This window comes from Saccharothrix sp. ALI-22-I, from assembly GCF_001984175.1.
Lineage (GTDB): Bacteria > Actinomycetota > Actinomycetes > Mycobacteriales > Pseudonocardiaceae > Actinosynnema.
In genome coordinates, this window is sequence record NZ_MTQP01000066.1 from 101,175 (window position 1) to 114,317 (window position 13,143).

Here is a 13,143-nt window from a genome sequence, read left to right on the forward strand (position 1 = left end):
CACTATCCACACAGGACACGTCGAGCTGTTGTCGCCAGGTCGGTCGTGGGAAGCGGGAACGGCGCACGAGTGGCCGTCCACCGCCACTGGTGCGAGGCTGGGGGGTGGATCGACGGGAGGCCCCGATGGCGGACGAACAGCCCACGAACCGAACCGACGTCGACAAGGCATTGCTCGGCCATGCGACCTACCGGAGTCTGGGCGAGCAGCGGCTCTCCCCGGCGGAAGAGAAGTTCGAGCGCGGTCGCCGCACGGTCGGGCTGTGGCTGGCGCCGTTGGTCACGATCGTCTTCCTGGCACTTCCCCTGGACATGGAGGGCAACCAGCAGACGCTGGGCGGGATTCTCCTCGGCGTCATCGTGCTGTGGATCACCGAGGCGGTGCCGATCCCGGTCGGCGGGCTGATCGGCGTCGCGTTCATCGTCGTGCTCAACGTCGTGCCGCCCGACGACGCGCTGCGCCCGTTCGGCTCCTCGACGATCTTCACGTTCATCGGCGCGTTCATCCTGGCCCAGGCGATGCTCAAGCACGGGCTGGCCCGCCGGTTCGCCTTCCGCATCCTCGCCCTGCCGCGGGTCGGCGGCTCGACCACGGGCGTGATCGTCGCCTTCGGCGGCATCACCTGCCTGCTGTCCGCGTTCGTGTCCAACACCGCCACGGTGGCGATGCTGCTGCCGACCGCGCTGGGCATCCTCGGCGTCATCGCGAAACTGTTGCAGGACAGGGGCATGGTCGCCGAGGACTTCGACCCGCTGCGGCTGCGGGTCGGCACCGCGATCATGCTCATGCTCGCGTACGGGGCGAGCGTCGGCGGTCTGCTGACACCGGTCGGCACCCCGCCGAACCTGATCGGTCGCGGACTGATCGAGGAGGCCACCGGCGAGCGGATCTCGTTCGCCCAGTGGACGGCCACCGCGCTGCCGATCTGCGCGCTCATGTTCGTCGCGCTGGCGGTCATCCTGTTGCTGCTCAACCGGCCGGAGATCCGGCGCATCGAAGGTGTCTCCGATTACGTCGCGAAACAACGGGAGGCCATGGGCCCGCTGTCCCGCGCGGAGAAGAACACCCTGGTCGCCTTCGGGGTCACCGTGACGCTGTGGATCGTGCCCGGCATCGTCGCGCTGGTGGCGGGCAACGACTCGGACGTCTACGCGGCGATCAGCGACCGGCTCAACGAGGGCATCGTCGCCGTGCTCGGCGCCTCCCTGCTGTACCTGCTGCCGACGGACTGGTCCAAGCGCGAGTTCACGCTGCGCTGGCGGGACGCCGCGGAGATCGACTGGGGCACCATCCTGCTGTTCGGCACCGGCATCATCTTCGGCTCGCTGCTGGCGAGCACCGGTCTGGCCAAGACCCTGGGCGAGTCCGCCTCCGACGCACTCGGCCTGAGCAGCATCGTGCCCATCACGATCTTCGCCGTCGTGCTGGCGATCGTGGTGTCGGAGACGACCAGCAACACGGCGTCGGCGGCCGTGGTGGTCCCCATCATCATCCCGATCGCGGTCGCCGCCGGGGCCAACCCGTTCGTGCCCGCCCTGGCCGCGACGTTCGCCGCGTCGTTCGGGTTCATGCTGCCGGTGTCGACACCGCAGAACGCCGTGGTCTACGGGTCCGGGGTGGTGCCGATCACCAAGATGATCAGATCCGGTATCTCCTTCGACGTGATCGGCGCGGTGCTGATCCTGCTCGCCCTGCCGGCCATGGTCGCGTTGCTCGGGATCGGCACCTGATGCCCGCCCAAGCGCCGCCGGGGGGTCAGCCGACCTGGATGGAGCGCTTCGCCATGCCGAGCCAGTAGCCGTCGATGACGGTGCGCTGGCCGGTCAGCTCGGCCTCGCCCGCGCCGAGGGTGACGAACAGCGGCGCGAAGTGCTCGGTGCGCGGGTGGGCGAGCCGGCCGGTCGGGGACTTGTGCTCGAAGTCCAGCAACGCGTCCACGTCGCCGGCCTGGAGCACCTCACGGCCCCAGTGGTCGAACTCGGCGGTGAAGCTCGGCACGCTGCCGTCCACCCGGATCGCCCGCAGGTTGTGGGTGAAGAACCCGCTGCCCATGATCAGCACGCCCTCGTCGCGCAGCGGGGCGAGCCGGCGGCCGATCTCCATCAACCGGCGCGGGTCCAGCGTCGGCATCGAGATCTGCAACACCGGGATGTCGGCGTCCGGGTACATCTCCACCAGCGGCACGTAGGCGCCGTGGTCGAGGCCGCGGTCCGGGACGTCCTGCACCGGGGTGGCGGCGGAGCGCAGCAGCCCGCGCACCCGGGCGGCCAGCTCGGGCGCGCCCGGTGAGGCGTAGGTGACCTCGTAGTACTTCCGCTCGAACCCGTAGAAGTCGTAGAACAACGGCACGGTGGTGGTCGCGCCGATCGCCAGCGGGGCGTCCTCCCAGTGCGCGGAGATCACCAGGATGGCGGTGGGGCGTGGCAGGTCGGCCGCCCACGTGGCGAGCTGGCCGGGCCAGATCGGGTCGTCGGCCAGCGGCGGCGCGCCGTGGCTGAGGTACAGGGTGGGCATGCGGCTCATGGGATCTGTCTTCTCGGCTCGGTTGGGTTGGGGACGACCCGGTCGATCAGTTGGCGATCGGCAGGTCGAGGGTGTGCGCGGTGTGGGCCACCTTCGCCGTGAGGTAGCGCAGGTTGTGCTCGGAGACGTGCACACCGGTACGGCTGACGCCGCCCAACTCCACGCCGAGGGCACGCAGCTGGGCGGCCTTGTCTGGATTGTTCGTCAGCAGGTCGATGGGCCGCGCGCCGAGGGCGGCGAGCATCTGGGCGGCGGCGGTGTAGTCGCGCTCGTCGTCGGCGTGGCCGAGTGCCCGGTTCGCGGCGTAGGTGTCCAGCCCGAGGTCCTGGAGCGCGTACGCGTCGAGCTTGGCGTACAGGCCGATGCCCCGGCCTTCCTGGCGCAGGTACAGCAGGTAGCCGCCGGTCGTGGCGATGCGCTCGACCGCCTCGCGCAGCTGCGGGCCGCAGTCGCAGCGGGCCGAGCCGAACACGTCGCCGGTCAGGCATTCGGAGTGGGCGCGCACCAGCGGCACGTCCGTGCCGCGGTAGTCGCCGAGCCCGAAGGCGAGGTGCTCCTTGCCGTCCACCAGACCGGTGAACGTGAAGACATCGGCCTCGGTGGTGTAGCCGTCGCCGAAGCGCAGGGGCACCCGGACGGTGGTCCGGACGCCGGCGGGTGGCGCGTCCAGCGCGGTCGTGATCATCTGCTGCCCTTTCGCGAAGCCTGACTTGAAGCTTCAACTGAACAACAGCGACGGTACGCCACCCTTGGTTGAGCCTTCAACCAAGGGTGGCGTGCGCCACTCAGAAGGGGTTCGCGTCCGGGTCGATGCGGTCCAGGACACGCCCGCTGATATCGCGCAACTGCCGCAACTCCGCCCCGGAGAGCGCGTCGACGACCAGCCTGCGCACCTCCTCCACATGCCCGGGTGCGGACGCCACGACCTTCTCCCAACCGGCCTCGGTGAGGGTGGCGTTGGTGTAGCGGCCGTTCTCCGGACACGGCGCCCGACGCACCCAGCCCCGCCGCTCCAGCCGCTTGACCACGTGGGACAGGCGCGACAGCGAGGCACTGACCGTGGTCGCGAGATCGCTCATGCGCAGCGTGCGACCCGGTGTCATCGAGAGCCGGGCGAGCACGAGGTACTCGAAGTGGGTGATGTCGGAGTCACGCTGCAACTGGGCGTCGAGGGCCGCGGGCAGCTTCATCAGCATGCTCGCGAACGGCAGCCACGACTCCTGCTCGTCCCCGCTCAGCCACCGCGGCTCGACGCGGTCCTCGTTCCGTCGTGCCATGGCTCCGACGGTACTTGACGCTTCAAGTCCGGACCCCTCGATCGCGCCCGCGTCCGGCGGTTCACCCTGAAGCGGTACAGACTTGAGCGTCATCGACTCAACTATGGGAACACTGGGGCGCGCAGGTTCGTTCTAGGAGGTGAGCGCGCCGCACGAGGTGCGCTCCGGACACCATGTGGTTGGTTGATCGTTTCTGGAGGTGGAGTGATGGCACTGCCAGCCGTGCGGTCGTCCGGTCCACTGGGCCGGTGGGACCCGTTCCGGGAGTTCGAGGACCTCTACCGTGATCTGGGCCGCTGGATGGAGTCGGTGGCCGGCCGCGTGGACGAAGGCGGGCGGTTGTGGTCGCCGTTGGCCGATGTGACCGAGACCGACGAGGCGTACCTGGTCGAGGTCGAGCTGCCCGGTGTCAAGCGCGACGACATCACCATCGAGCTGGACGGCAGTGAGCTGGCCATCGGCGGTGAACTCAAGGAGACGGAACGCCAGGGCCTGTTCCGCCACCGCACCCGCCGCACCGGCCAGTTCTCCTACCGGGTGACGCTGCCGCACGACGTGGACGCCGACAAAGTCCAGGCCGACCTGGCCGACGGCGTGCTGACCGTCCGGGTGGCCAAGACCGAGGCGGCCAAGCCGCGACGCATCGCCATCAACGGCAAGTGACCCCGAGCAGGTGACCGACGTGCGAGCCCCGGCCTGTCCCGACCGGCAGGCCGGGGCTCGCGGTCGGGGCGTGTCGGCACGAACTCAAGCACCCACCGAGGAGACGACACCTCATGACCACCACCCCGCTGCTGACCGGCGAGCCGACAAGCGTGCCGACCCCGCCCACGGGATGACCCATCGGCTCCTACGCCACCTACACCGAAGCCCAGCGCGCCGTGGACCACCTGGCGGACAAGGGCTTCCCCGTGCACGACGTCACGATCGTCGGCGTCGACCCGATGGTCGTCGAACGCGTCACCACCCGGCTGACCTGGGGCCGCGTCCTGGCCGGCGGGGCGGCGTCCGGCGCCTGGTTCGGACTGTTCGTCGGACTGCTGCTCGCCGTGTTCGGCACCGGAGACGACACGCTGCGCCAAGCGTCCGGCACGCTGTCATGCCTCCGTTGACGCTGGACGCGCTGCGCTGCGCGGTCCGTCAGACCCGGCAGTTGACGGACCGGTTGGCCGACCTCGCCGACACACTGGCCGACCACGCACAGGCGCTTCCCGTCAGCGGAACGCTGTCCGACACCCGTCCCGACAGCACTCCGACCGCCGAGACCATGCGCGAGATCGTCGCGGATCTCCGGACCGTGGCCCGCCACCTGCACACCGGCGGAGTACTGCTGGAACCAGCCGACGACGACCTCACCCACCTGAGGGCGCAACGCTCGCCGATACCGGCCAAGGCGGTGAGCTGAAGGCGTTCCCGAGCGTCGGCCGTCACGGGTCAGGTCGACACGAGGCGCACCGCCGCGACCGCCGCGTCCACGGTCGGGTGTACCGGCAGCGCTCCGTCGACCTGGCTGATCTGCAACGGCCGCAGCACGGAGCGGCTGTCCGCGACGACGGCGAAGGGCGTGCCGAGCCTGCCGGCGCGGTGCTTGGCGTTGATGAGCAGGGCGATGCCGGCCGATCCCATGAAGTCGACTTCGCGCAGGTCCAGCACCATCGACGGGGGACGCCGCTCGAAGAGGGCGTTCAATTCGGCCGCGACGGGTCGGTGTGATGCAGCGTCGAGTGAACCGGACACGTGGACCAGCAGGAGGCCGTCGTCCAGTTCGGTGGTGGTCACGCGGCCCGTGGTGTGTTCGGTCATGGCGGGCTCTCCTCACAAATCGACGGCCACGAGTTGCGTCGTTCGAGCACGCTGCTCGACTCGAACAGATTTCACAGCTCTCGGCTTCGCCGGGCGATTTCGACGGTACAACCGCCCCGGCCGCTACCCGCGAAACAATTTTCCAAACATCCGCACGAGTTGCGCCCCACAACGCCGGCGATAGAGGACCGAATCTGTCCGCGAAGGGTGTCAGGGTGGCTCCGTGGATGCGGACGGGCCCGACCCTGCGCAACCTCTACCTGCACGCGAAACCGCTATGAACGGAGCACTCCGATGAGCCGCCACGTCCAGGTCACCTTCGACGCCCACAACCCGCAGGCGCTGTCCTCCTTCTGGCGCGACGTGCTGGGCTACGTCCACCCCGGCCCGCCCGGAGTCGACCTGCCCGAGGACGCCGACCCGCTGGCCGCGTGGGACGACTTCCTCGCGCGGATCGGCGTACCGGAGGAGCAGCGCAACACGAAATCGGCCATCGAGGACCCGGACGGGCACGGCCCGCGGCTGTTCTTCCAGCAGGTGCCGGAGGACAAGGTCGCGAAGAACCGCGTCCACCTCGACGTCCGCGCGGCTCCCGGACTGCAGGGAGAGGAGCGGATGGCGGCCCTGGAGGTCGAGTGCGACCGGCTCGTCGCGCTGGGAGCGAAGCGGGTACGTCGCCACGAGCCCGCTCCCCCGCTGAGCGCCGGCCACATCGTGATGACCGACCCCGAGGGCAACGAGTTCTGCCTGGATTGACCCACAGCCCGGCTGTGGTCGTGGAAGCCGCACGGCCGGTCCCGGCCGGCGTGCGGCCCTGCCGTTACCGTGCCCGGCCTTGCACGAGCCGGTCGAGGAAAGGTGTAACCCTGTGGGTGAAGGTGTTGGAGGACGGGGCGGCGACGTCCAGGTCGACGGTGAGGCGGGCGGGCCAGTACCACTCCCAGACCACCGGGTTCGGTCCCGCGTAGGCGGCGGCGACGCGTTCGATCGGGCTGATGCCGTCGTTGATCCAGCCGCGCACGGCTCCACTGCTCGCGATGTGGCCGGAGCGGGCCGGCGGCGACGCGCGCCGGCTGCCGAACCCGTGCGTGATCCCGCAGTCGACGGAACCGGACAGCCGTTGATCTCGTCTCCGTGAGGTGAGTCGGACTCAGCGGGTGGTGTTGTCGTCGGCGTCACTGTGGGCGTGGGCCGTCGTCGGGGTTGCGGTTCTGGCGGCGGGTTGGCACGTCTGGGGCATCACGGTGACCCCGGAGCGGTCGTACTACTGGTGGATGACGACGGCGGATCTGGTGGTCGCGGGCGTCGCGGCCGCGTTGGCGCTGCGATGGCCGCGGTACGCGCACTTCGAGCCGGACGCGCTGGTGCTGTCGGACGGCCGGATTCCGTACGGGTCGATCACCGGGGTGCGTGTCGGCACCGTCTCGGCCAAGCCGTTCTGGCTGGCGTTCTGGTTGCCGCAGTCGCTGGTGATCGGGTTGATCATCGCTTCGCGCCGCGCCGAGGCGTTCAACCGGCAGGTGGTCGAACTGGACACGACCTCGGGCCCGGTGCGGGTGCGGTGGCGCGACTTCGACCGACGCGTGGCGTTCATAGACGCGTTGCAGTCCCACTCCGACGTCGAGCCTTCGTACGGCGGCGGTCTGGACGGCGGAACCCTGGCGCGCGACTACACGCCCCGGCTGTCGGTGGGTGGCGGGTTCCTGGCACTCGGCCTGGTGGTGTGGACGTTCTTCGCCGGACTGCTCGGCCTCCAACTGCTCGACCGGTCCACGTACTCCGGCCCGTACTCGACCGAGGCCACCTCGGCCGCGGTCCGCGCGCTCACCGAACGACTGGGCGACTACCCGACCCTGCCGGGTGTGCCGGTCGAGTTCAGGACGCGGCCGTGCGATCGCAACAACAACACGTTCCTCGGCCCTTCCCCCGACGTGGCCGCACTGAGCCTGCGCCTGGTCGGCCCCGACCTGCCGCCGGACACCATCGGCACCGTCGAGGAACGGCTCCACGACGACGCCGGCATGGACCCCGGCCTGTACTACATGCGGCTCGACCACCCGGGGACCGACGTCCGGATCGGCATCCCGACGTCCGACGACCTCCAGATCGAGGTGTCCACCGGCTGCACCGACACCGCCGGGCACGACCTGCTGCGCGCCGACCTCCAGGCCCTCGCGGCCGCTTTGGGCGCGGGACGCTAGTCATGCGCCCAACCCAGTGCGAGGGTCCCGGCCAGGGTCAGTACCCGGGCCAAGGTCCCGGCCAGGGCCAGGGCCCCGTACTACTACAAGCCCTGACCGCCGCGGGCACGCGTGACTGTCGGCCGGTGTAACGGAGTCACCCGGCTAGGCAACGATGTGGGCGCCTGGTCCGCGGCCGGCGGAATCGTCCCGCGTCGCGGGGTGCTCCGGTTCACGCCGGGTGAGCACCAAGGGGGCGTCCTCGGTGATGGCCACCGTGTGCTCGGAATGTGCCGTGCGCGAGCCGTCCGCCGACCGGATGGTCCAGCCGTCGGGGTCGTAGACGATCCGGTCGGTCGTGCGGGCGAACCAGGGCTCGATCGCCAGGGTCAGGCCCGGCCGGAGCTTGAGGCCGCGCCCTGCCTTTCCCTTGTTCGACACGTGGGGCGCCTCGTGCATGGTGCGACCGAGGCCGTGGCCACCGAACTCGGTGTTGACCGGGTAGCCGTAGTCACGGGCCACCGCCCCGATCGCCGCCGAGATGTCGCCCAGGCGGTTGCCCGGCAGTGCCACCTCGATCGCCGCCTCCAGCGCTTCCTCGGTGGCACGGATGATCCGCAGGTCCTCCTCGGCGGCGGTCCCGACGACGATCGTGCGCGCCGAGTCGGCCACCCAGCCGTCGATGCCGACCGCGAGGTCCGCGCTGAGCACGTCCCCGTCCCGCAGGGTGTAGTCGTGGGGCAGGCCGTGCAGGACGGCGTCGTTGACCGACAGGCAGATGACGTTGCGGAACGGGCCCTCCCCGAAGGACGGCGCGTAGTCCCAGTAGCACGACTCCGCACCGCGCCGTTCGATCATGCCGCGCACGTGGTGCTCCAGGTCGAGGAGGTTGACGCCGACGTCGGCGATCCGGCCGACCTCGGTGAGCACCTCGGCGACGAAACGCCCGGTCACGTGCATGCGCTGGATCTCCGCGGGCGACTTCAGTTCGATCACGAGCACCTCGCACACAGACGGTATAATAATACCGAGACGCTAGCACTTGCCGGTATAGAAATACCAACCGTACCCTGGGGTCATGGTCCGCCAACCGCTCACGGCCGAACAGATCGAAGCCGGCCGGCGTCTGGGCGCCCTGCTGCGCGACGCGCGGGCGGGACGCGACCTCGCGGAAGTCGCGCACGCGGCCGGCATCTCGCCGGAAACCCTGCGCAAGATCGAAACCGGCCGCCTGCCCTCCCCCGGATTCGGCACGATCGTCCGCCTCGGCGAGGCCCTCGACCTGCCGGTGCAGGAGTTGGCGGCCACCTGGCGCGGCAGCGACCTGCCGCTGGAAGCCGCCTCGTAGCCGCTGTTCCCCTTCACCAGCCCTGACCTGGGACGATACGTCGCCACAGGGGACGTGAGGGAAGACGTGGTTTGGCGCTTGCGCCAAACGGCTACCTCCTGCTTGCGCCTTGAGCGGACAGGGTGCTGGAGGAGCGTGCCATGAACATGGTGGAGCTGCCTGAGGACGGGCTCGACCTGGAACTGGGCGGAACCCCTTCGCTGGACGGCATCGGCGTTTGGGTGCGGCAGGTCGCTTACGAGGTGGACGAGCAGCGCGTCGCCGACCTCGCGTCGATCGCCGCGGAACTGGTGGGTAACGCGCGTCGGCACGCGGAGGGACCGTGGCGGGTGCGGCTGTGGCGGACGGACGACAGGCAGGTGATGCGGGTCGAGGTGGAGGACCGCAGCCCCAGCCTGCTGCCCGTGCTCGGCAGAGCCGACAACCCGTCGCTGGGCAACGGCTTACTGCTGGTCAACCGGCTGTCGGTGCACTGGGGGTTCGATCGTCACGACGACCGCAAGGTGGTGTGGGCGGAGGTGCCCACGAGATGACCGAAGCGGTGGTGCGGGGTCCGCGGCGCGTGCGGACCCCGCACCACCCGTCAGCGGTCCACCTCCTCCCGTACCCAGGAGGAGACCGCCGAGTAGTAGTCCCGCGCGTTGGGCGCGAGGTTGATGGAGTGGCCGTAGTCGGGGAGCGCGTACGCCCGCAGCGGTGAGCGGAAGTACGGCGCCTCGGCCGCGTGGAGCGTCTCGGACGTCGAGCAGTTCGTGGCGAGCGGGCCGCACACCGCCGCGTCGTGGCTGCCCACGGCGGTCATCACCGGCACGTTGATCAGCAGGCTGTACGGCAGCAGCACGGCCACGCCGAGCCCGTCGACGGCCTCGGTCGGCGCGAAAACATCCTTTGTGGACTCCTCCAGCGCCATCACGTCCGGCACGAGTCGGCCGGGCGCGTGGAAGCTGTCGTAGCGGGTGCCGGGCGCGGTGGTCAGGTAGCCCAACGGGAACAGCACGCCGAACTTGGTGTCGAGGTTGGCCGGCCGGAAGTTCGCGAACGCGGCCGCCACACCCGTCGGGTTGACCCGGTGCGTCATGCCGGTCAGCAGCACGCCGTCGACGTCCTTGTACGTACCCGCCTCCACGGCGCTGATCGCCGCGCCGAGCGAGTGACCGCCGATGACGACCCGGCTGAACCGGGGCCCGTACGCGCCCGACCGCAGGCCCTGCACGACCTGGTGCATGGCGTCGGCCTGCACGAACGCGGTCAGCGTCACGGCCGGTGGCCGCGAGCTGCCGCCGGTGCCGAGCCGGTCGACGGCGAAGGTGGCGAACCCTGCCGCGTTCTGCGCGGCGCGGAAGGAGTGCTTCCCGTCGGGGAAGTCCCAGTAGGAGCTGTTGTAGGTGGCGCCCGGGATGAGCACCTGGACGGTGGCGGCGCCGGCGGCCGGCGTGCACAGGCTGCCGTGCACGACTTCGCGGTGACCGAGGACGGTCACCGGCGCGTCGACATCACGACACCTGGCACCGGCCGAGGCGGACGCGGACGTCAGTGACGACGCCACCATGAGCGCCACCAGGCCGACGGCGAGTGAGTACCGCAAGAAGGACGACCTCCATCTTCATCAGGCGAACGGATCGAACAGGTCAGGAACGGGAGTGGGCGGTCATCGGCAGCCGGTTCGGGTAGAGCAGGCCGATCACCCTGGGACGCACGGGTTTCCCCGGCACGGGCACGAGCCGCCAGCGGGCCGCGAGAGTGGCCGCCACGATCGCGATCTCCAGGTGGGCGAACGCGTGGCCGGGGCAGTGGTGCAGGCCGCCCGCGAACGGCACGTAGGCGCCCTTGGGCAGGGCGGCGGCGCGTTCGGGCAGCCACCGGTCGGGGTCGAAGCGCGCCGGTTCGTCGTAGTAGCGCGGGTCGTGGTGCAGCGCGTGCGGGCTGAAGCCGACCTCGGTGCCGGCGGGCAGCCGCACGCCACCCAGCGAGACCGATGTGTTGGTGCGCCGCAGCGTGAGCCACAGGGGGTAGACCCTCAGCACCTCCGTGATCACGCGCTGGAGGTACGGCAGGCTGCGGACGTCGTCGATGGTCGCGGCACGGCCGCCGAGCACGTCGTCCACTTCGGCGTGCACCCGCCGCTCCACCGAGGGGTTGCGGGCCAGTTCGTGGAACAGCCAGGCCAGCGCGATCCCGGAGGTCTCGGTGCCCGCGGTGAGCAGGGTGACCACCTCGTCGCGGATCTGCTGCCGGCCCATCGGCTCGCCGGTGTCCTCGTCCCGCGCGTTCAGCAGCACGGACAGCAGGTCGTCCCGGTCGCCGCGGGAGGAGTCGACCACGTCGTCCACGACCCGGTGCACGCGCGCGACGGCCTGGTCGAACCGTCGGTTGGCCGGGATCGGCAGCTTCTCCAGACCGGGCGGGGATAACGCGCGGAGCACGCCCAGCCGGATCAACGTCGGGGTGTGCGCCCGGATCTCCGCGCTCACCGCGGGCCCGAAATCGGCGGAGAACAGCGTGCGGCCGACGATGGAGATGGCCAGGTCCTGCATTACCCGGTCCAACCGGACGGTTTGTCCATTCCGCCAGGAATCGGCCAGGTCGACGGCCAGTGCGGTCATGGTCTCCGAATACCGGGTGAGGGGACGGCGGTGGAACGCGGGTTGGATCATCCGACGTTGTCTGCGGTAGAAATCGCCGTTGGTGCTGACCAGCCCGTTCCCGAACGCGCGGCGCAGTTTGTCGACGAAGATGCCCTTGTCGAACTTGTCGGTCTCGCCGGTCAGCACCTGGTGCGCCAATTCGGCCGTGGTGACGAAGTGCAGCGGGATCCTGCCCAGGAAGACGCGCACGACCGGGCCGTGCGACCGCAGATCTGCGGTGAACATGAGACGTTGTCGCAGCAAGGCGGCGGTGTGGCCGAGCCCGGGTAATCGGCCGGGAACCGTGGGGGCCTCATGTTTTCCGGCGTCACCGGTATTCTGACTGGCGGTCATGGAGTGCCGCTCCTAGACTCCGGCAAGCGCTTCGGACAAGGTGATTGACCGCGTGCACTCTATGCACCGTTCGGACGTCCCGGGATCGCGCATTAGAGTTAAGTTGTTGGAACCGCTGGTGCCGTCGGCACACAGACGGTTGGATGTCATAGTTCACCCACCCGATCCCACCCCCCGAAGCTCGAAAGCCCCCGGAGTGCGCCATGAGCGACCTGGACTGGGTACCCGAAGGTATCGACATCACCGTGCCTAGCGTGGCCAGGACTTACGACTACCTGCTGGGCGGCGCGCACAACCTCGCCGTGGACCGCGCGATGGGCGACCAGATGCTCAAGGTCCTGCCCGGCGCGCGCGACCTGGTCCGGTTGAACCGCTCCTTCCTGCGCCGCGCGGTCACCCACCTCGCCGAGCGCGGGGTCCGGCAGTTCCTGGACATCGGCTCGGGCATCCCCACCGTGGGCAACGTGCACGAGATCGCGCAGGAGGTGGCGCCGGGCTGCCGGGTGGTCTACGTCGACAAGGACCCGGTGGCCATCGCGCACAGCCGGCTGATCCTGGCCGACGACCCGGACACCACGGCCGTGCAGGCGGACCTGCGCGAGCCGGAGGACGTGCTGAGCCGGCCCGAGGTGACCGGGCTGCTGGACTTCGACCAGCCGATCGCGCTGCTCCTGCTGCTGGTCGTGCACTTCGTCAGACCGGACGAGGAGCCGGGCAAGCTGCTGGCCCGCTACCGGGACCGGCTGGTGCCGGGCAGCTACATGGTGATCTCGCACGCCACCGCCGACGAACGGGCGGAGACCATGCGTCGGGCCGCGGACACCGTGCGGGAGAGCAAGTCGAAGGACAACCTGGTGTACCGCACGCACGCCGAGGTGACGGAACTGTTCGACGGTTACGACCTGGTCGAGCCGGGAGTGGTCGGACACGCGCTGTGGCGGCCGGGCGGCGTCGGCGACATCGCGGACCAGGCCGAGGACAACAACCAGGTCTGGGCAGGTGTGGGGCGCAAGCCGGTGACCGGAGGCCACTGA

16 protein-coding genes and 1 pseudogene are annotated in these 13,143 nt (G+C 70.0%); 9 read left to right on the forward strand and 8 right to left on the reverse strand.

Annotated elements, in window-relative coordinates:
* Positions 1–125: 125 nt before the first annotated feature.
* Entirely contained in the window at positions 126–1,730 is a 1,605-nt protein-coding gene (locus ALI22I_RS29055; RefSeq protein ID WP_077008753.1) for an SLC13 family permease, read from the forward strand.
* A gap of 25 nt (positions 1,731–1,755) precedes the next feature.
* On the opposite strand, the gene ALI22I_RS29060 is transcribed toward ALI22I_RS29055, so the two are convergent.
* The 3 genes from ALI22I_RS29060 to ALI22I_RS29070 all read right to left on the reverse strand — a co-directional run bounded on the left by ALI22I_RS29060 (position 1,756) and on the right by ALI22I_RS29070 (position 3,800).
* Positions 1,756–2,523 (reverse strand): dioxygenase family protein, encoded by a 768-nt coding sequence (locus tag ALI22I_RS29060; protein ID WP_077008754.1) that lies wholly within the window; start codon positions 2,521–2,523, stop codon positions 1,756–1,758.
* A gap of 46 nt (positions 2,524–2,569) precedes the next feature.
* Complete coding sequence (locus tag ALI22I_RS29065) at positions 2,570–3,208, reverse strand: GTP cyclohydrolase II (RefSeq protein WP_077008755.1); 639 nt, start codon at positions 3,206–3,208, stop codon at positions 2,570–2,572.
* A gap of 100 nt (positions 3,209–3,308) precedes the next feature.
* Entirely contained in the window at positions 3,309–3,800 is a 492-nt protein-coding gene (locus ALI22I_RS29070; RefSeq protein WP_077008756.1) for a MarR family winged helix-turn-helix transcriptional regulator, read from the reverse strand.
* 207 nt (positions 3,801–4,007) lie between these two features.
* Between ALI22I_RS29070 and ALI22I_RS29075 the strand changes: the two genes are divergently transcribed.
* From ALI22I_RS29075 to ALI22I_RS29085, 3 genes and pseudogenes are all read left to right on the forward strand, one after another.
* Positions 4,008–4,463, forward strand: a complete 456-nt coding sequence (locus ALI22I_RS29075) for an Hsp20/alpha crystallin family protein (protein ID WP_077008757.1) — start codon at positions 4,008–4,010, stop codon at positions 4,461–4,463.
* 113 nt (positions 4,464–4,576) lie between these two features.
* Positions 4,577–4,900 (forward strand): annotated as a pseudogene (locus ALI22I_RS29080) (general stress protein); the annotation flags it as partial.
* Positions 4,900–5,205 (forward strand): hypothetical protein, encoded by a 306-nt coding sequence (locus ALI22I_RS29085; RefSeq protein WP_077008758.1) that lies wholly within the window; start codon positions 4,900–4,902, stop codon positions 5,203–5,205. The pseudogene ALI22I_RS29080 and the gene ALI22I_RS29085, both read left to right, overlap by 1 nt.
* Before the next feature lie 29 nt (positions 5,206–5,234).
* On the opposite strand, the gene ALI22I_RS29090 is transcribed toward ALI22I_RS29085, so the two are convergent.
* Entirely contained in the window at positions 5,235–5,603 is a 369-nt protein-coding gene (locus ALI22I_RS29090; RefSeq protein ID WP_077008759.1) for an STAS domain-containing protein, read from the reverse strand.
* Between the two features lie 294 nt (positions 5,604–5,897).
* On the opposite strand from ALI22I_RS29090, the gene ALI22I_RS29095 reads away from it, so the two are divergent.
* On the forward strand, positions 5,898–6,359 hold the full coding sequence (locus ALI22I_RS29095; protein ID WP_077008760.1) for a VOC family protein: 462 nt from the start codon (positions 5,898–5,900) through the stop codon (positions 6,357–6,359).
* Between the two features lie 64 nt (positions 6,360–6,423).
* Here the strand turns inward: ALI22I_RS29095 and ALI22I_RS52520 are convergent, their stop codons facing one another.
* Positions 6,424–6,624, reverse strand: coding sequence for a hypothetical protein (locus ALI22I_RS52520; protein ID WP_077008761.1), 201 nt, complete (start codon positions 6,622–6,624; stop codon positions 6,424–6,426).
* A gap of 118 nt (positions 6,625–6,742) precedes the next feature.
* Between ALI22I_RS52520 and ALI22I_RS29105 the strand changes: the two genes are divergently transcribed.
* Positions 6,743–7,804, forward strand: a complete 1,062-nt coding sequence (locus ALI22I_RS29105; protein WP_143532494.1) for a hypothetical protein — start codon at positions 6,743–6,745, stop codon at positions 7,802–7,804.
* 144 nt (positions 7,805–7,948) lie between these two features.
* Here ALI22I_RS29105 and map read toward each other — a convergent pair whose 3' ends face one another.
* On the reverse strand, positions 7,949–8,779 hold the full coding sequence (gene map / locus ALI22I_RS29110) for a type I methionyl aminopeptidase (protein WP_077009275.1): 831 nt from the start codon (positions 8,777–8,779) through the stop codon (positions 7,949–7,951).
* 82 nt (positions 8,780–8,861) lie between these two features.
* On the opposite strand from map, the gene ALI22I_RS29115 reads away from it, so the two are divergent.
* Positions 8,862–9,131: a helix-turn-helix transcriptional regulator gene (locus ALI22I_RS29115; protein ID WP_077008763.1), complete on the forward strand. Its 270-nt coding sequence runs from the start codon at positions 8,862–8,864 to the stop codon at positions 9,129–9,131.
* A gap of 140 nt (positions 9,132–9,271) precedes the next feature.
* Positions 9,272–9,664, forward strand: coding sequence for an ATP-binding protein (locus tag ALI22I_RS29120; protein ID WP_083752094.1), 393 nt, complete (start codon positions 9,272–9,274; stop codon positions 9,662–9,664).
* A 50-nt stretch (positions 9,665–9,714) separates the two neighbouring features.
* On the opposite strand, the gene ALI22I_RS29125 is transcribed toward ALI22I_RS29120, so the two are convergent.
* Positions 9,715–10,716, reverse strand: a complete 1,002-nt coding sequence (locus tag ALI22I_RS29125) for an alpha/beta fold hydrolase (protein ID WP_083752095.1) — start codon at positions 10,714–10,716, stop codon at positions 9,715–9,717.
* Between the two features lie 43 nt (positions 10,717–10,759).
* Entirely contained in the window at positions 10,760–12,109 is a 1,350-nt protein-coding gene (locus tag ALI22I_RS29130; protein WP_077008764.1) for a cytochrome P450, read from the reverse strand.
* 203 nt (positions 12,110–12,312) lie between these two features.
* Between ALI22I_RS29130 and ALI22I_RS29135 the strand changes: the two genes are divergently transcribed.
* Complete coding sequence (locus ALI22I_RS29135; protein WP_077008765.1) at positions 12,313–13,143, forward strand: SAM-dependent methyltransferase; 831 nt, start codon at positions 12,313–12,315, stop codon at positions 13,141–13,143.